This window comes from Thermococcus chitonophagus (assembly GCF_002214605.1).
GTDB lineage: Archaea > Methanobacteriota_B > Thermococci > Thermococcales > Thermococcaceae > Pyrococcus > Pyrococcus chitonophagus.
In genome coordinates, this window is sequence record NZ_CP015193.1 from 1,817,710 (window position 1) to 1,834,439 (window position 16,730).

At 44.4% G+C, this 16,730-nt stretch carries 18 protein-coding genes and 1 CRISPR repeat array; of the genes, 8 read left to right on the forward strand and 10 right to left on the reverse strand.

Annotated features, from left to right (window positions below; genetic code table 11):
* Nucleotides 1-11: 11 nt before the first annotated feature.
* The 3 genes from A3L04_RS10010 to cgi121 all read right to left on the reverse strand — a co-directional run bounded on the left by A3L04_RS10010 (nt 12) and on the right by cgi121 (nt 1,976).
* Nucleotides 12-275, reverse strand: a complete 264-nt coding sequence (locus A3L04_RS10010) for a TMEM165/GDT1 family protein (protein ID WP_068577729.1) — start codon at nt 273-275, stop codon at nt 12-14.
* On the reverse strand, nt 272-1,450 hold the full coding sequence (locus tag A3L04_RS10015) for an aminotransferase class I/II-fold pyridoxal phosphate-dependent enzyme (RefSeq protein ID WP_068577730.1): 1,179 nt from the start codon (nt 1,448-1,450) through the stop codon (nt 272-274). The genes A3L04_RS10010 and A3L04_RS10015 overlap by 4 nt, the downstream gene beginning before the upstream one ends.
* A 106-nt stretch (nt 1,451-1,556) precedes the next feature.
* A complete protein-coding gene (cgi121, locus tag A3L04_RS10020) occupies nt 1,557-1,976 on the reverse strand; it encodes a KEOPS complex subunit Cgi121 (protein WP_068577732.1) in 420 nt (139 codons plus the stop codon).
* A 337-nt stretch (nt 1,977-2,313) separates the two neighbouring features.
* On the opposite strand from cgi121, the gene A3L04_RS10025 reads away from it, so the two are divergent.
* Genes A3L04_RS10025 through A3L04_RS10045 form a run of 5 tightly spaced genes read left to right on the forward strand, consistent with a single transcriptional unit; the run spans nt 2,314 to nt 5,300 of the window.
* On the forward strand, nt 2,314-2,502 hold the full coding sequence (locus A3L04_RS10025) for a ribbon-helix-helix domain-containing protein (protein ID WP_068577736.1): 189 nt from the start codon (nt 2,314-2,316) through the stop codon (nt 2,500-2,502).
* A 19-nt stretch (nt 2,503-2,521) separates the two neighbouring features.
* Nucleotides 2,522-3,766, forward strand: coding sequence for a cell division protein FtsZ (ftsZ, locus tag A3L04_RS10030; protein WP_068577738.1), 1,245 nt, complete (start codon nt 2,522-2,524; stop codon nt 3,764-3,766).
* 49 nt (nt 3,767-3,815) lie between these two features.
* Nucleotides 3,816-4,583, forward strand: a complete 768-nt coding sequence (locus A3L04_RS10035; protein WP_068577740.1) for a ParA family protein — start codon at nt 3,816-3,818, stop codon at nt 4,581-4,583.
* Nucleotides 4,573-4,902 (forward strand): CopG family transcriptional regulator, encoded by a 330-nt coding sequence (locus A3L04_RS10040; RefSeq protein ID WP_068577742.1) that lies wholly within the window; start codon nt 4,573-4,575, stop codon nt 4,900-4,902. Before A3L04_RS10035 ends, A3L04_RS10040 begins: the two co-directional genes overlap by 11 nt.
* Nucleotides 4,903-4,952: 50 nt before the next feature.
* Nucleotides 4,953-5,300, forward strand: coding sequence for a thioredoxin family protein (locus A3L04_RS10045; RefSeq protein WP_068577743.1), 348 nt, complete (start codon nt 4,953-4,955; stop codon nt 5,298-5,300).
* Here the strand turns inward: A3L04_RS10045 and A3L04_RS10050 are convergent.
* From A3L04_RS10050 to A3L04_RS10065, 4 genes are read right to left on the reverse strand one after another with little or no spacing between them, the layout of a single operon-like run.
* Nucleotides 5,278-6,072 (reverse strand): energy-coupling factor ABC transporter ATP-binding protein, encoded by a 795-nt coding sequence (locus tag A3L04_RS10050; RefSeq protein WP_068577744.1) that lies wholly within the window; start codon nt 6,070-6,072, stop codon nt 5,278-5,280. The two genes, A3L04_RS10045 and A3L04_RS10050, sit on opposite strands and share 23 nt — an antisense overlap.
* Nucleotides 6,069-6,725: an energy-coupling factor transporter transmembrane component T family protein gene (locus A3L04_RS10055; RefSeq protein WP_068577745.1), complete on the reverse strand. Its 657-nt coding sequence runs from the start codon at nt 6,723-6,725 to the stop codon at nt 6,069-6,071. Before A3L04_RS10055 ends, A3L04_RS10050 begins: the two co-directional genes overlap by 4 nt.
* 1 nt (nt 6,726) lies before the next feature.
* Nucleotides 6,727-6,975 (reverse strand): PDGLE domain-containing protein, encoded by a 249-nt coding sequence (locus A3L04_RS10060; protein ID WP_068577747.1) that lies wholly within the window; start codon nt 6,973-6,975, stop codon nt 6,727-6,729.
* Complete coding sequence (locus A3L04_RS10065) at nt 6,972-7,586, reverse strand: energy-coupling factor ABC transporter permease (RefSeq protein ID WP_068577749.1); 615 nt, start codon at nt 7,584-7,586, stop codon at nt 6,972-6,974. The genes A3L04_RS10060 and A3L04_RS10065 overlap by 4 nt, the downstream gene beginning before the upstream one ends.
* Before the next feature lie 171 nt (nt 7,587-7,757).
* Between A3L04_RS10065 and acdAII the strand changes: the two genes are divergently transcribed.
* From acdAII to A3L04_RS10080, 3 genes are read left to right on the forward strand one after another with little or no spacing between them, the layout of a single operon-like run.
* Nucleotides 7,758-9,131, forward strand: coding sequence for an acetate--CoA ligase I subunit alpha (gene acdAII, locus A3L04_RS10070; protein WP_068577751.1), 1,374 nt, complete (start codon nt 7,758-7,760; stop codon nt 9,129-9,131).
* Entirely contained in the window at nt 9,132-11,072 is a 1,941-nt protein-coding gene (gene iorA, locus A3L04_RS10075; protein ID WP_068577752.1) for an indolepyruvate ferredoxin oxidoreductase subunit alpha, read from the forward strand.
* A 2-nt stretch (nt 11,073-11,074) separates the two neighbouring features.
* Nucleotides 11,075-11,683, forward strand: a complete 609-nt coding sequence (locus A3L04_RS10080; RefSeq protein ID WP_068579558.1) for an indolepyruvate oxidoreductase subunit beta — start codon at nt 11,075-11,077, stop codon at nt 11,681-11,683.
* 194 nt (nt 11,684-11,877) lie between these two features.
* On the opposite strand, the gene A3L04_RS10085 is transcribed toward A3L04_RS10080, so the two are convergent.
* From A3L04_RS10085 to A3L04_RS10095, 3 genes are all read right to left on the reverse strand, one after another.
* Entirely contained in the window at nt 11,878-12,120 is a 243-nt protein-coding gene (locus A3L04_RS10085; protein ID WP_157092425.1) for a hypothetical protein, read from the reverse strand.
* Between the two features lie 123 nt (nt 12,121-12,243).
* Nucleotides 12,244-14,306: a CRISPR direct-repeat array (repeat unit 29 nt; unit sequence CTTTCCACACTATTTAGTTCTACGGAAAC).
* Between the two features lie 540 nt (nt 14,307-14,846).
* Nucleotides 14,847-16,169, reverse strand: a complete 1,323-nt coding sequence (locus A3L04_RS10090; protein WP_068577756.1) for a cation:proton antiporter — start codon at nt 16,167-16,169, stop codon at nt 14,847-14,849.
* Nucleotide 16,170: 1 nt separating this feature from the next.
* Nucleotides 16,171-16,590: a Tfx family DNA-binding protein gene (locus A3L04_RS10095; protein WP_068577758.1), complete on the reverse strand. Its 420-nt coding sequence runs from the start codon at nt 16,588-16,590 to the stop codon at nt 16,171-16,173.
* Between the last annotated feature and the right edge of the window lie 140 nt (nt 16,591-16,730).

Genomic DNA, 16,730 nt, shown 5'->3' on the forward strand with positions numbered 1-16,730 from the left:
GTACCACCTCCTCAAAGCTTTCCAAGCAACATCAACACGCCAAACGCAATGAATAGGACTCCAGCAGCTTTGTGAACGATATCTAAAGGCAAAGAGTCCTTAATTTTCTCACCTATCAGGGCCCCAATTAAGTTGACCAATGCCAATCCCAATATCGCCCCTATAAAAGCTTTCCACCATCCATATTTCGATGCGAAAGCTATCGTAGCGAGTTGAGTTTTATCTCCAAGTTCGGCCAAAAAAATAGCTAGAAAGATCTGAAATATCTCTTTCATCCTTTCACCTCGCTCAATGCTCCCTCTATCCTGTCCATAGCCTCTATAAGCTTCTCTTTACTTGTTGCATAGCTTATTCTTATGTACCCTTCTCCATTCTTTCCAAATGCCGTTCCTGGGATTACAACAACCCTAGCTTTTTCAAGTAGCCACTCGCTGAACTCCTCGCTACTCATTTCAGTTTCACTTATGTTCGGGAATATGTAGAAGGCACCTTTTGGCTCTCTGACGTTTATGTAGGGCATCTTCTTCAACCTGTCAAGCACGAGCTTTCTCCTCTCTGCATACTCTCTCCTCATCTCCTCGACGGCTTTCCAGCTCTCCTCACTCCTCAGTGCCTCAACCCCCGCCACCTGCACGAAGGAAGTGACGTTCCCTATTACATAAGCGTGAAGCTTAACCATGTCCTTTATTATTTGACTTGGAGCTATTGCAAACCCTAACCTCCATCCGGTCATTGCAAACGTTTTCGAGAATGAGTTGACGAGTATTGTGTTCTCGGGAGCGAACTTTATCATTGGATAGTGCTTTGCATCGTCATAGAGGAAGTGCTCATATGGCTCATCGCTTAATATGTATATGTTGTAATCCTGAGCTATCTCAGCTATCGCCTTTGCAACTTTCTTATCGAGAACTGCCCCCGTTGGGTTGTTTGGATAATTGACAACTATCATCCTGGTCCTCTTCGTCACGAGCTCAAGTAACTCATCCGGATCAATCATGAAGTCATTTTCCTCTCTAAGTGGTATCCTTATTGGCTTAGCCTCAGCAAGCTTAGCATCCTCTACATAGCTAACGAAGGCAGGATCTGGAATTATTACTTCATCCCCCTGCTCGAGCAGGGTCTCGAAGGCTATGTAAGTTGCCTCGTAGGCACCCGCAGTCACTATAACGTTGTCAACCTCAACGTCAACGTCGTAAAACTTCTTGTAGTACTCGACTATTGCCTCTCTAAGCTCCTGAATTCCAGCGTTTGGTGTGTAGTGGGTCCAACCTTCGTCCAAGGCCCTCTTAGCAGCTTCCTTAACATTAGCGGGAGTGTCAAAATCGGGCTCTCCGATTCCAAGTGAAATAACGTTCTCCATTTTTGACGCTCTCTCGAAGAGCTCCCTTATCTTCGACCTCTGAATAAGACCCATCCTAGCGGCGATGAAGTACTTCTTCTTCTGCCTCATAACTACTCCCCCCGCGTTTCAAGGGTTGTAAATATCTTATTAAAATTTCACGGATGCTTTGCTCAAAGACTTTCTAGAAAACTCAGTATTTAAAACAAAAGAAACCCTAGAGGGCCTCGATAATTGCAATTTTTTCAAAACCCTTTAAGACTTCCTCAAACTTACACTCTTCTAAAGGTAACTCTTTCAGCCCAAACTTTCTAATAGTATCGGTTACCGAATCGGAACCAAAAGAGATGAGTATATTCTCGCCTTCTCTAGCACCTACTTTTTCTATAGCCTCCCTTATCTGCCTGTTTTGAGCTAATCTTATTAGAATCTCCCCTTTAACGGTTTTCGCAACGTTTCTTCCTTCCTTGAAGGCCTTCAAGGATATTATTGTTGCAAATAACACAACTTCCCAACATTTAACTGAAACTACCTGGCAATTTTCTGGACAGCTGTTGATTATACTCTCAAGGAGGGAGCCCGGGATAAAGATCTTCGCAATGTAAATATCTCCCATCCTTGTAGGAATTTTCAGCATTTTAACCCCCATAACTAAGAGAAGCTTTGAAGTTTTAACATTATTGTTATCTCCAACTTTCCCTGTCTCCAAAGAGGTTCTTTTTAAATTTATCTGCTGTCTGTAAGGATATGAGACAGTGTGCACTACTCCCTTTTGTACTAATGCAACAATGGAGGTCATCTGATGAGCAAATTACTTTTTCCGGGGAGTTGTTTTTCATAATTTTTAATTTTTGGCGGTTGATTTTATTAATTTTTTAAGATTTATATTATCCTAATAATAAAACACGCCAAAAAGTATTTAACTAATTAAAGCGCAGGCTTAGAATAGGAAACCCCATAAGGGTGTTGCAGAGATGGCCAAGATGAAAATAATTAGCGTCCAACTGCCCCAGAGCATGATACACGGCCTTGATGCTCTTGTTAAGAGGGGTGTTTTTCCTAATAGGAGCGAGGCCATTCGAGTAGCAATCAGGGAACTTCTGAAAAAAGAACTCTACAAGGAGGAGCTTCAGGAGGAGCTCCCTGAGTACCTTGTTAGATAACTTGGGGGAGGAGGGGAGAATGGTATTTAAAAAATTGTTAGAGCAGGCCGGAATTGACTTGGATTTCGATGGAGAGAAACTTGAGACTTCCGAGTTTTTTGGAGATGGTGAAGATCTTATAAAAATCGCAGTCATCGGTGTTGGTGGTTCGGGAAATAACACGATAAGTAGGCTTTATGATTTGGGAGTACAAGGAGCAGATTTAATAGCAATGAACACTGATGCCCAGCACCTACATCAAATTAAAGCCCACAAGAAACTCCTTTTGGGAAGGTCAATAACCCAGGGAAAAGGATCAGGAGGAGATCCGAGAATTGGATATAGGGCTGCAGAAGCTAGTGCTAATGAGATAGCAAAGATAGTCAAAGACTATGATCTTGTCTTCATAACTGCCGGAATGGGTAATGGAACTGGAACTGGAGCAGCTCCAGTAGTTGCAAGGATAATAAAGGAAACTGCGAGGAACAATGCAAGGTTACAAGAGCCTTTAGTCATCAGCGTTGTTACGTTCCCCTTCAAGATGGAGGGATGGGTTAGAATCGAGAAAGCTAAGGCTGGAATAAAGATGCTTCTTGAGCACTCAGATACCGTAATCATAATTCAGAATGACAAGCTGATAGATTTAGTTCCAAACCTTCCAATACAAACAGCTTTCAGGTTCGCTGATGAGATAATAGCGAGAATGGTGAAGGGAATTATAGAAACTATAAAGCTACCTTCAATGGTCAACATCGATTACGCTGATATATACAGCGTTATGAAGGGTGGAGGTCCCGCTCTTATAGGAATTGGAGAGAGCGATTCAAACAACAGGGCAGTAGATGCCGTAATGGAAGCTTTGAACAACAAGATGCTGGAAGTTGAGTTTGGATCAGGAGATAAAGCCCTAGTGCACTTCACTGTAGGGCCAGACGTCAGTCTAAAGGAAATAACGAGTGCAATGGAGATAGTGTATGAAAAGCTTGGTGAGAAGAGCGAAATAAAGTGGGGAGCAATGGTAGACCCAGATATGGGCAAGACCGTAAGAGCAATGGTCATAATGACAGGCGTTAAGAGTCCCCAGATACTTGGTTACAAGGAAGGAGTTGAAGTCCATGCACTTACTGATTCAAACCCAATAATATCCCCTAAGGACATAATGGCTGTGGACAGCAAAGTTGATGAAATATTTGCAGAAATAGACCCAAGAGGGAGAAGATTTAGCAAGGACAAAAAACCCTCTTACGATAGAATATTTAAGGATCTTGGCTTCTACGAGCTTTAGCCTTTAACTTTTTAACTTCCAATTCTTACACAGTTTCTAGGTGGCTTTAATGGGGGCAGTCATCAGTATAGCCAATCAAAAAGGAGGAGTAGGAAAAACAACTCTTGCCTTAAACCTTGGACATGCCCTCGCTAAACTTGATAGAAAGGTTCTTCTCGTTGACATTGATCCACAGTTCAACCTGACATTCGCCCTGATTGGGATGGACGTAGTTAACTATGAAGACAAAAATGTTGGAACCTTAATGACCAAGGAGAGCCAAATAGACGAAGTGATAATTAACGTGAAGGAAAACCTCGACCTAATTCCAAGCCACCTAACCCTTTCAGCGAAGGAAATAGAGATCTTAAACTCCTACAATAGGGAGAGAAGACTAGAGAAAGCTCTAAAGCCAGTGTTTCCTGATTATGACTATATCATAATTGACAACCCTCCAAGCATGGGAATATTCTTAGTTAACTCTCTTACTACTTCAGATTACGTTCTGATTCCGCTCGAGCTCAGCTACTTTGGTGTAATAGGAATGCAACTGATGTTCAACTTAATGGCAATGATAAAGGAAGAAACAAACGACAGCCTAAGGCTACTCGGCATAGTCCCGAACAAATTTACCAGACAGACAAAAGTCCCTCAAATGAGACTAAAGGAACTCAAGGAGCTCTACCCAGATGCTCCAATACTCCCCACGATCCCCAAGGCGATAGCAATAGAGAAGGCCCAAGCAGAAGGGAAAAGTATATTTGAGTACGAGCCTGATGGTAAGGCAAGCAAAGCATTTGAAAAGCTTGCTAAAGAGGTGATCTCAATTGTCGAATGAAAAAGGAAAGATACCGAAGCTCTTCTCAGGTTCCCTTGATGACCTAACAAAACCTGGGAAGAAAAAGAAAGAGGAGAAAGATCTCAAAAAGGAGAAAAAGCAGAAAACCCTTTACATATCTCTTGACACGAACAGAAAGCTAATAGAGCTCTACGCTGAAGAGGGAAGAAGGCAGAGCAAAATAGTTGAGGATGCTGTTGACCTATACTATTACCTAAAGAAAGCCTTGGGTGAAAGGAAGTTTGATGAGCTAATGGAAGTCGTTAAAAGGGAGGACCCAGAACTTCTAAGGGACTATTTGGAGAGGTTTAAAGCTTGAACTTTTCTTCATAAACATCTTTAAAAACTTTCATATGAAGGTTTTGATCGATGACGGATGAGCTAGAATTCATTAGAAGAAAAAAGATGCTCGAGCTGATGAAAAAGGCAGGGATCATAGAGGTAGTACCAAAGAAGAAAGTGCTAATAGAGGTCATTACCTCACCAACCTGTCCCTATTGCCCAATAGCAATGCAGATGGCAAGAGAAATTGCAAGGAAATATAAAGGTGTAGAAGTCAGAGAGCTAAGCATAGCAACGCCAGAGGGCAGGAAGAAAGCAATAGAACATAACATAATGGGGACTCCAACGATACTCATAAATGGTAAGGTGGAGTTTATAGGATTGCCAAGCTTTCCCGCGTTCGAAAAGAGGGTTAGGGAGCTCTTATCTTCCTAAGGATAAGATCCATTGCCTCGTCTAAATTCTTTGGTATCCCAAGATTGAGATCATAAAAGAGTTCTATTAAAGGCGGAACGTCGAGATCATTCTCCCTTAACAGCTCGGGAATTAAAACATCCTGAGGAGGCCCAACTTTTACAAGCCTACCTTCAGATATCAAGGCAATTCTATCACAATTTAATAAGTATTCAGGCTCATGAGAAGCCAAAATTACGGTCCTTCCCTGGGTTCGGAGCCTTCTGATAATGTTTTCTACAAGCTTCTTTCCCCTAAAATCCAGATTTGCGAATGGCTCATCAAAAACTATAACCTCGGGGTCCATAGCCAATACCGTAGCTATCGCAATCCTCTTCTTTTCTCCAAAGCTAAGCTCTTTGGTTTCCCTGTCAATGTACCCTTCCATGCCAACGAGCCTAAGGCTCTCAATGACCTTCTCTTTAAGCTCTTCTCCCCTGAGTCCCAGGTTATATGGCCCAAAGGCAACATCTTCAAAAACAGTCGGCATGAAGAGCTGATCATTTGGATCTTGAAATACAATTCCCACTATCCTCCTAACCTTCTTAGGTTCCTTAACAGGGTTTATTCCTTTAATCTTAATTTCTCCTCTTTTAGGTTTCAGAATGCCATTTAAATGAAGGATAAGTGTGGATTTCCCGGCACCATTTGGACCGAGCAAGCCGAAAACTTCTCCCTGCTTGATTTCAAGTGTTATTCCTCTGAGAACTTCCCTATCATCATAGGAGAAATATACATCCTTAACCTCTATCATACCAAGAACCCTCCCAAAGCCAATACTGTAAGTGGAACTACTACTTTACTGCTCCCGCAACTCAGGTCAGGGAAAGTTTCAAAGTTCCTCGAGAGCATTGCCCAGTAAATCCTAACGCTCCTGTAGTACGCCCTCACTAGCAACTCTCCTATGAGGGAGCCAAGCATCTTATAGTACTCAAGCCTGCCAACGCTTATACATCTCGAGTCGAGAGCTTTTTTCATCCTCTCTGCCTCCTCTATCAGGAGGTCTATATACCTGTAAGTGAACATCAAGGTTAAGGTAAGAATCCTGGGGATCCTAAGCTTCTCCATCTCAGCTATTATCGTCGGGAAACCAATCGATGACACTATTACCACCACGGTAGAAGAGGAGAGATAAGCCTTGCCCAGGAGAAGGAAGAATCTGTAGACTCCCTCTCTGGTTATTAGCCCCAATGGAGTGTTGAGTATAGGAGTGCCCGGCCAGAAGAGCGCCGTCAAGAATATTAGGCTTTCAAAGCTAAATAAAACCCCGAGGAACTTTATTACTCTTCTTTTCGGTCTAAGCGCTACCACGATTACCAAGAACAGGCCCAAGAAATATACAAGATCATCAAGCCTTTTCCTAGTTGCTACTGCAAATGCATAAATGAAAATTAGGAAGAGGTACATCTCAAGCACCCTTTGCTAGCTTGGCCATTCCATATCCAATGACGAAAGCAAGGGTTATTCCAATTATTCCAGCTATCATCCCCTGTCCCCAAGTTTCTCCATAGTCAAGGGGAGCATGATATATTGGCTTCTCCTCAAGCCCGACTTTTTCCATTGTGGCCTCAAGTCCATCAGGATTGCTCGAGGCTAGGGGCAGGACGATCGCCAGTATCGCGAGTATTATCAAAATCCCCTTCACCACGTTCCTCATGCCGGCACCCCCTGAAGCTCAGGAAGCTTTGTCCTAACCGCGTTAACAACTGCCAGCGTGATTATGGCCTCCCCAATGCCTATCACCGCGTGGTAGCCAACCATTAGGCTCAACACTTTCATAAAGGGTAGGCTCTTGCTTACTCCAATCTCCACGGCAACCAACGCTGCTCCGGTGACAACTGAAGTCCAGGAAGCTACAGCTATCGCAAGCTGTTCATTAATAGCCTTAAGCCTTGAGTACAGGTAGTACCCCAGGAAGGCACCAATGATACCCATGTTGAGTATATTCGCGCCTATAGCCGTTACTCCCCCATCGCCGAACAGCAGGGTTTGAATCAGCAGAACTGCAGTGATCACTATTACCGCGGCATAGGGTCCAAGAAGTATCGCAACTAGCGTTGCCCCAAGCAGGTGACCGCTGACTCCTCCAATGATTGGAAAGTTGACCATTTGGGCCGCAAATATTCCCGCGGCAAATAAGCCGAGTAATGGAATTTTATCCTCTGGAAGGTTCTTTAGCTTCCTAAGGGAGTAGCCGACGACTCCTATTGTTACAGCGTACGTTACAATGATAACTGGGAGGCTTAGCAAACCGTCGGGAATGTGCATTCTCAACCCTCCTTTTGTGTTATCATTTGCAGAATTAGTAGCACGAAATTAAAACGTTTTTAAAACTGCATGTTACCAACTAAAGGTTTGCTCATCGTTGCATTTCTACGTCCATTGAAGCCTAAGAAACCTTATAAGGTCGTTTTACAAGCATGAAAATGGTGGGGCTTAATGCTCGATTACTTCTTCAATCCTAAGGGAATAGCTGTTATTGGCGCTTCTAATGATCCAAAGAAGCTCGGTTATGAAGTTTTCAAGAATCTAAAGGAGTACAAGGGCGGAAAAGTTTATCCAGTGAACGTCAAGGAAGAGGAAGTTCAAGGTGTCAAGGCCTACAAGAGTGTCAAGGACATCCCAGGGGAAGTTGACCTCGCAATAATAGTCGTCCCCAAGAAGTTCGTCAAAGACACCTTAATCCAGTGCGGAGAGAAGGGGGTAAAGGGAGTCATAATCATAACGGCAGGCTTCGGAGAGACGGGCGAGGAAGGAAAGAGAGAGGAGAGAGAGCTAGTTGAGATAGCCCACAAGTACGGAATGAGGATAATAGGACCGAACTGCGTTGGAATAATGAACACCCACGCGAACCTAAACGCAACTTTCATCACCGTTGCAAAGAAAGGAAGTGTTGCCTTCATAAGCCAGAGCGGAGCGTTGGGAGCTGGAATAGTGTACAAGACGATAAAGGAGGATATAGGGTTTTCGAAGTTCATAAGCGTCGGAAACATGGCAGATTTGGACTTCGCTGAGATAATGGAGTACTTAGCAGATACTGAGGAGGACAAAGCAATAGCTCTGTACATAGAGGGAATAAGGAATGGTAGAAGGTTCATAGAGGTTGCAAAGAGGGTAACGAAGAAGAAGCCCGTAATTGCGTTAAAGGCAGGAAAAAGCGAGAGCGGGGCTAGGGCGGCTTCATCTCATACTGGTTCACTCGCTGGAAGCTGGAAGATTTATGAAGCAGCATTTAAGCAGAGCGGGGTTTTAGTGGCGAATACTATCGATGAGATGCTGAGCATGGCAAGGGCATTTACGCAACCGCTACCAAGAGGAAATAGAGTTGCAATAATGACGAACGCTGGAGGTCCTGGGGTCCTTACGGCGGATGAGATAGACAAGAGAGGATTAAAGCTGGCTAACTTGGAAGAGAAAACGATAGAGGAGCTTAGATCATTCCTACCACCGATGGCTGCTGTGAAGAACCCAGTGGACATGATAGCCTCCGCGAGGGGAGAGGACTATTACAGGACTGCAAAGCTTCTCCTGCAAGATCCAAACGTTGATCTCCTAATAGCGATCTGCGTAGTTCCAACTTTCGCCGGAATGACTCCTACTGAGCACGCTGAGGGCGTTATAAGGGCCATGAAGGAGGTAAACAATGGAAAGCCAGTTCTCGCAATGTTCATGGCAGGTTACGTTAGCGAGAAAGCTAAGGAGTTGTTGGAAAAGAACGGAATTCCAACATATGAGAGGCCTGAAGATGTAGCTTCTGCCGCCTATGCTTTAGTTCAGCAGGCCAGAAATGTTGGAAAGTTGGAGGTGGAGTGAATGGTTAAGGTTACCGATATAGTTTTGTGGGATAAGCCCGGAGAAAGAGTCCTCCTCTTAGGAAACCAAGCAATAGTTAGAGGTGCACTCGAGGGCAACATTGCGGTATTTGCAGCCTACCCGGGAACCCCCAGCTCTGAAGTCACTGATACGATGGCCGCAGTTGCCAAGAGGGCAGGAGTTTACATGGAGTACTCGACCAACGAGAAGGTTGCGTTTGAAACGGCATTAAGCGCTTCCTGGGCTGGGCTCAGGGCAATGACGGCGATGAAGCACGTTGGTTTGAACGTTGCAATGGACTCATTCATGACCGTCAGCTACATGGGAGTTAATGGCGGTCTAATAGTCATGGTCGCTGACGATCCCAGCATGTGGTCTTCACAGAACGAGCAGGACACCAGGGCGATAGCCAAGTTCGCCAACATCCCAGTCCTTGAGCCCTCAAGCGTTCAAGAAGCGAAGGACATGGTTAAGTATGGCTTTGAGATAAGCGAGAAGTACGGGCAGATGGTAATCCTAAGGACCACGACAAGATCCTCTCACATGAGAGGAGACGTGGTTCTGGGAGAGCTTCCGGAGGAGATAAAGCAGGCAAAGAGGAAGTTTGGAGAGTTTAAGAAGAACCCAGAGAGGTACGTTGACATTCCCGCGTTCCAGAGGCCCAAGCATGCATGGTTGCTCGAAACGATAGAGAAGTACAGGAAGGAGTTCGAGAACTCCTCGTTCAACTGGATTGAAGGCGATGGAAAAGTCGGAATTATAGCCCCAGGATTGAGCTACGCATACGTAAAGGAAGCTCTGGCTTGGCTTGGCGTTGAGGACATCAAGATACTCAAGCTCGGAACGCCGTTCCCAGTGCCCTATGGATTACTTGAGAAGTTCTTCGACGGCTTAGAGAAAGTCCTCATAGTTGAGGAGCTCGAGCCAGTCGTTGAGGAGCAGGTTAAGCTGTGGGCCTACGAGAACAAGGTCGACGTTCCAATTCACGGCAAGGATCTCGTTCCCAGGATATTTGAGATGACAACAAGGAGAGCAGTAGAGGCTATAGCAAAGTTCCTGGGGCTCGATCTGCCGGTGAACTTCCAGGAGATAGATGAGAAGTACAAGAAAGTCCAAGAGATAGTCCCACCGAGGCCGCCATCGCTCTGTCCGGCCTGTCCACACAGGAACACGTTCTTCGCGATCAGGAAGGCAGCATCTCCAAAGGCAATATTCCCGAGCGACATAGGCTGTTACACCCTAGGCGTTCTCCCACCGCTCAAGACCGTCGATACCACGATAGCCATGGGTGGCTCAATTGGGGTTGCCCACGGATTGAGCATTGCGCTTAATGGTTCAGTGGCCGAAGAGCAGAAGAAGACCGGCAAGGAGAAGAAGATAATAGTGGCAACTATAGGTGACTCAACGTTCTTCCACACTGGGCTTCCAGCTTTAGCTAACGCAATTTACAACCGCTCAAACGTTCTAATCGTTGTAATGGACAACCTAGTTACTGCGATGACTGGAGATCAACCTAACCCAGGAACAGGAGAAACACCGCATGGCGAAGGAAGAAGAATTCCAATAGAGGAAGTTGCCGCGGCCATGGGTGCAGACTTCGTTGCCGTAGTTGATCCATACGACATAAAGGCTACCTACGAGACAATAAAGAAAGCCTTAGAGGTCGAGGGAGTCAGCGTTGTAGTTGCTAGAAGAGTATGTGCACTCTACAGGATCGGCCAACTCAGGAGGGAAGGGAAGCAATGGCCAATCTATCAGGTCAACGAGGACAAGTGTACCGGATGTAAAATCTGTATCAATGCTTACGGCTGTCCAGCGATCTACTGGGATCCGGAGAAGAAGAAAGCCAAGGTCGACCCGCTCATGTGCTGGGGCTGTGGAGGTTGCGCCCAGGTGTGTCCGTTCGATGCATTTGAGAAAGTTAGGGAGGGTGAGCTATGAGCGTGAAAGAATACAACATCGTGATCACCGGTGTTGGCGGTCAGGGAATACTCACCGCAGCGAATTTGCTCGGATGGGCTGCGCTTAAAGCCGGTTATAAGGTGAGGGTTGGTGAAGTTCACGGAATGAGTCAGAGGTTTGGCTCGGTCATTGCTTACGTTAGATTCGGCGAGGACGTTTATGGAGCAATGGTTCCAGAAGGCAAGGCTGACGTAATCTTGAGCTTCGAGCCCGTTGAAGCTTTGAGATATATCAACTATCTAAAGAAAGGCGGCCTAGTATTCACGAATGCTAGGCCAATTCCCCCAGTTCAAGTCTCAATGGGATTGGCTAAGTACCCAAACATGGAAGAGATAAAGAGGATCGTTGAAGAGGAGTTCGGTGGGAAATTCTTGGCCTTCGATGCCGAAAAACTTGCCATTGAGGCAGGGCACGTGATAACGACCAATGTCGTTCTAATCGGAGCACTAACCCAGACCCCAGGATTCCCACTTTCAGCAGAGCATGTTAAAGAGGTAATAAGGTTAAGTGTTCCTCCCAAAGCCGTCGAGGTTAACATGAAGGCCTTCGACCTTGGTGTAAAGGCAGCTAAAGAAATGCTTAGACTTTAGCTAATTTTGTTTTTCCCTCTTATTTCTTTCTTGTAATATCCACACAATTGGAAATCTGGAAAATGTCACTCCTCCATGGTCGATAGCTTGATTCATTTACTTTTTAATTCTACGGAAGCCGGGAATATCCGTCAACACCATACCGTCTCATCGGACAGTAAGTATGTTGATCAGTTATAAGAACATTTTTTTCACTATATTCCATGCTTCTTTTCACGTTCCTTCTCTATGTCCTCATGCATATCGCCTGGTAGACTTGCGTGGAAGATTCTGTTAACCAGGTTATAACTTTTCGAGACGAACCCGAACAGTGCGACTGCTGAGAACACCAACAGCACGACGATAATACCCCAAACTCCTCCACCAACGTATGCAATTATTACTGGCCCGGCGAACACTATCTCAATTAGTGTGACCGCAGCGACAAGCAGCGACAAGGAGTATCTTGTACCCATACTTCTCCATAAACAGTACAAAGTCCATACTGGTCACCACACTATTCTATTACCCCTTGATATTTATTATTTCTTTTGTAGTGGGTATTTCCGACAGCGATGTGACTTTCCAGACTGTTTAGTTCTACGGAAACATAATATGGGCATGGAATACAAAGAAAAAGCTCTGTACTTTCCACACTATTGAGTTCTACGGAAACGAGGGGCGACGGTAAGCCTGAAGCCGGGCAGGAGCGCAGTCAAGATACCGGCTTTCCACACTATTTAGTTCTACGGAAACGGAAACGAGGTGGCACGAAGGGGACGAAACAGCAATAGACGAGTTCCTCTTTCCACACTATTTAGTTCTACGGAAACGGAAACAAACAGTTGATCGCGGAGGCGCTGAGGAGCGGTTGGAAGGTCTTTCCACACTATTTAGTTCTACGGAAACCGGCTTATGCCTACTCTCCCCCAAGTCCCCTTTGCCCTTTCCACACTATTTAGTTCTACGGAAACGGCCATCGAGGCGAAGATAAAGGCCAAGCAGGAGGCCTTTCCACACTATTTAGTTCTACGGAAACGAGAACGAGATATGGAATTGCGGTGTTATGGGCGGCAATCCCGACAAAAGACTTTCCACACTATTTAGTTCTACGGAAACAGGTAGTTCTCGACAGTCTTCTCTGCACCCACGAGCTCTTTCCACACTATTTAGTTCTACGGAAACCAGGGTGTTGCAATACTCCCGAGGGTCGTTGTTCCAGTGTCCTTTCCACACTATTTAGTTCTACGGAAACACACGCCAACATTTGCTAGGATACTGCAGGAGGGGTTCTTGGTCTTTCCACACTATTTAGTTCTACGGAAACCTGAGACTGTGGGGTCTGCATACGCTTCCACGTCCACTTTCCACACTATTTAGTTCTACGGAAACCCTTTAATTCCGCCACCTCATCTTTACTTGCAAACTTGCTTTCCACACTATTTAGTTCTACGGAAACGAAACTGGCAAACCTATTCGGATTACTTATTACTACGATTCTTTCCACACTATTTAGTTCTACGGAAACATAATCTTCAAAGACGGCGACTACGTGATTGCAAAGAACGGCCTTTCCACACTATTTAGTTCTACGGAAACGTGAACAAGGAGTGGTACTAGAGTTCTGGACAAACATCTTTCCACACTATTTAGTTCTACGGAAACGAGGTTCGCAAATGGGTCAACAGACGTAACATTCGCTTTCCACACTATTTAGTTCTACGGAAACTAGTCACCAAATCACATACAAGATATATGAGGACGGGGTAGAACTTTCCACACTATTTAGTTCTACGGAAACCAGAACTGCACGACTGGGCCGACAAAACCTTCATCGAGAACTTTCCACACTATTTAGTTCTACGGAAACCTACGGAAACGAAATAGAGAAGACTTAGAAACAACAAAGACAGTAGGGATGGCTTTCCACACTATTTAGTTCTACGGAAACTTGCTCTCGCTCTTGTATGTCTCTGGGTCGATGTTGACTTTCCACACTATTTAGTTCTACGGAAACAGTTTACGGCCGCAAGTGTTGAGGCGAGGAGGGAAGCTTTCCACACTATTTAGTTCTACGGAAACAAACTGGCAAAAACAACAATGAGATCAAGAGGCTAATCTTTCCACACTATTTAGTTCTACGGAAACACGATAGGAGCTTAGGCTTAGCAACCTACCTTTACGGCCTAAGATCTTTCCACACTATTTAGTTCTACGGAAACGTGAGCGATTTAGAGGCTGAGCTACACAAGTACGAACTGCTTTCCACACTATTTAGTTCTACGGAAACACAGTTAGCTGAGTCCCAACATCTGCAATTTTTCCAAACCCTCTTTCCACACTATTTAGTTCTACGGAAACATGGGTGTGGAGGACGTGCTTAGTTATTTGGAGAAGAGAAAGGAAGACTTTCCACACTATTTAGTTCTACGGAAACATGGTGGAAACGTGAGCGCTAAAATCCTATCTCGCCAGCTTTCCACACTATTTAGTTCTACGGAAACAAACGGCGCACCCCCAAAGAAAAGGGAAAGGGCTAAAAAGGCTTTCCACACTATTTAGTTCTACGGAAACGTCGCTCTCAGATACTCAATTGACCTTACTAGGGACTCACTCTTTCCACACTATTTAGTTCTACGGAAACTGTGAGGTTTTTGGCTTTGTTCGACTAATACTCTCTTCTAAGAGCTTAAATAATTTATCCTTTTGGGAAACCCGTAGCACTATCATTCCTTTATAAACCTACCCTGAAAATAATGGGGCCAGAAAATGACAATAATCCATTAACTCACTCCTACAAACCCGTAAAATTAACTTTCAAACAATCGAAATTGAATAAGCCAGAAAAAAGTTCGAGGCACTGAATTAATTCAAAAACGTGAGTTAATTAGAACTCCTAGACCATCCGATTTAAGGGTCTCAGGACTTTAAATCAAGAATAAGGCTAGGAGAAGTTATAACCATCCAGTTAGCTAAAACGTCCAGCAAATTACCACTGATAAGATACTCCAAAAGCAGAAGTTTATAATATCGAATTAAACTAAGTATTCTTTCCTCTAAACTATTAATCAGGAATTCTAGACCCGAGCAGGCCTTCAATAGGATAAAACAACACCAACAAACCCAAAACCAACACATGAAAAACCCAACATAACAAAAAATAACACGTTAAACTAATACCATGCTACTTTTTCTTCTTCTTTTTTTCCATTTCTTTTCTCTTTATCCTCTCTTCGACTGTCTCTCCAACACCCAGCTTATCTTTTAGTATTGGTAGCCAGAGGGTTTCCAAAATTACCGATGCCAGAACCGTAACAACGACAACGGCCATTATTATCTCTCCCCAGTAGACGCTTATCCCTTCATGATACTTCAATGCCAGGCTTAGTGGTAGAGATGCCAAGGCAGATGGCACTACTCCCCTAGGCCCTTCAAGGGCTATGAATAAGTACTCCCTGGGGCTCCACCATTTGAGGATTGGAAGCGTGGCTAAGGGCCTTGCAACCAGCATAACGCCGAGGGCCACTAAAAGGCCCTTCCCCAAGTTGCTGGCTATAACCTGAAGGTTCATCTCTGCCCCGAGAACCACGAATATGAATATCGTTGCCAGTGCAGCTAAGGTATCATTGAAGTGAACTTCTTTCTCTATTGCCCGCTGTATCCTCTTAAGAACTCTAACATCCTCCCTGGGCTTGAGAACCTTGTAGTTCCCCAGGATTATCCCTGTCACTGTTGCAACTAGGTATCCTGAAGCCTCAAGCCTCTCTCCTATGAAGAATCCAAGGAATGCAAGAGAGAGTGAAAAGGCTTCTATTTCAGGAAAGTCGTAGATCTTAGTCGCTTTTATGAACTTATATCCAGCAACTCCCAACAGTATCCCTATTCCAATTGAAACAGCTACATTGTAGAGGAAGTAGATAATCCCAGCCCCATAAACTCCAACTCTAGCTGAAAGCTCTGAGAAAAGCCCACCACTCGCCCCAGGAATGAGCATTGAGACTGCTATTAGCGTCAGAACTATCCCAAGAGGATCATTGAATATAGATTCAGTGACTATTACCGTTTCGATGTCCTGTCTAACTCTGTACTGTCTGAAGAGAGGAATTAAAGTTGCCGGATCAGTTGCCCCAATTATAGCCCCAAAGAGGAAGCCTAATAGGAATGAGGAGTGAAATACTGCTTCAAAAATAAATCCGGCGATTATAGCGGTAATAAGAAGGCCTACCGTGTCGAGGGTTGCTATCGTGCCAAAGTTCTTCCTCAAAATCTTCCAACTTAAGTTGTGCCCCTCTGTGAAGAGGATTATTACAAGACCAAAAACCCTAACGAAGTCAAATATTGAGTGTGCGAGGCTCCTTGGGATAAGGTTTAGAACTGGACCAATTAACATACCAGCTAGTATGAAAATTGGGATATATGATATGCCAGTCCTCCTACTTATTATCATCGAGAGCACTCCTATGAAGAGGACGAGAAAGATAGACTCCGCAAATGTTAATTCAATCATTTTAGATCCCTTCTTCTAATATGCATTCACTGACTCTCAGCCTGTTTTTTGAGTCTAGGAACAACGTAAAGTCCCTTTTTGCAAGTCTATCTTCAACGGGAGCATGCTCGACTAGGAAAGCTATTATTTCAGCTGTGCTATATGGGACTTTCACTCCTGCTTCATCAGCTTCCTTAAAAAGTTTTTCAGGTATGTTGAATATATCTTCCCCAGCTCTGACTTCCACTCGAACTTTTGAATTTATTTGTTCCCATAATAGAATAGTGTTTCTGGCTTTTTCTATTTTTTCAAGGGCTCTTTTCTCCAAAATGCTTACGTTGGCCCTGCTTGTTCCCAGGATCTCCGCTATTTCACTCTGCTTCAATCCCTTTGCCCTTAGCATAAGAACCTTTATCTGTTGATCGGTAAGAAAGGTCTTCATTATTAAGCACCATTGCTTACCTATATAAGATAGTTAAAATATTTTGCTCAGCCATCGCAGATATCATCACCAACTCAGAGACGCCACCCTTCTTCATCGCGTTTTAATGTACCATGTCTGAATTAAAAAGGATTTCTACA

What these genes read in the sequence shown, in the direction of transcription:
- A3L04_RS10010 (WP_068577729.1), bottom strand. Translation starts at nt 275, where the DNA reads ATGAAAGAGATATTTCAGATCTTTCTAGCTATTTTTTTGGCCGAACTT.
- A3L04_RS10015 (WP_068577730.1), bottom strand. Translation starts at nt 1,450, where the DNA reads ATGAGGCAGAAGAAGAAGTACTTCATCGCCGCTAGGATGGGTCTTATT.
- cgi121 (WP_068577732.1), bottom strand. Translation starts at nt 1,976, where the DNA reads ATGCTGAAAATTCCTACAAGGATGGGAGATATTTACATTGCGAAGATC.
- A3L04_RS10025 (WP_068577736.1), top strand. Translation starts at nt 2,314, where the DNA reads ATGGCCAAGATGAAAATAATTAGCGTCCAACTGCCCCAGAGCATGATA.
- ftsZ (WP_068577738.1), top strand. Translation starts at nt 2,522, where the DNA reads ATGGTATTTAAAAAATTGTTAGAGCAGGCCGGAATTGACTTGGATTTC.
- A3L04_RS10035 (WP_068577740.1), top strand. Translation starts at nt 3,816, where the DNA reads ATGGGGGCAGTCATCAGTATAGCCAATCAAAAAGGAGGAGTAGGAAAA.
- A3L04_RS10045 (WP_068577743.1), top strand. Translation starts at nt 4,953, where the DNA reads ATGACGGATGAGCTAGAATTCATTAGAAGAAAAAAGATGCTCGAGCTG.
- A3L04_RS10050 (WP_068577744.1), bottom strand. Translation starts at nt 6,072, where the DNA reads ATGATAGAGGTTAAGGATGTATATTTCTCCTATGATGATAGGGAAGTT.
- A3L04_RS10055 (WP_068577745.1), bottom strand. Translation starts at nt 6,725, where the DNA reads ATGTACCTCTTCCTAATTTTCATTTATGCATTTGCAGTAGCAACTAGG.
- A3L04_RS10060 (WP_068577747.1), bottom strand. Translation starts at nt 6,975, where the DNA reads ATGAGGAACGTGGTGAAGGGGATTTTGATAATACTCGCGATACTGGCG.
- A3L04_RS10065 (WP_068577749.1), bottom strand. Translation starts at nt 7,586, where the DNA reads ATGCACATTCCCGACGGTTTGCTAAGCCTCCCAGTTATCATTGTAACG.
- acdAII (WP_068577751.1), top strand. Translation starts at nt 7,758, where the DNA reads ATGCTCGATTACTTCTTCAATCCTAAGGGAATAGCTGTTATTGGCGCT.
- iorA (WP_068577752.1), top strand. Translation starts at nt 9,132, where the DNA reads ATGGTTAAGGTTACCGATATAGTTTTGTGGGATAAGCCCGGAGAAAGA.
- A3L04_RS10090 (WP_068577756.1), bottom strand. Translation starts at nt 16,169, where the DNA reads ATGATTGAATTAACATTTGCGGAGTCTATCTTTCTCGTCCTCTTCATA.
- A3L04_RS10095 (WP_068577758.1), bottom strand. Translation starts at nt 16,590, where the DNA reads ATGAAGACCTTTCTTACCGATCAACAGATAAAGGTTCTTATGCTAAGG.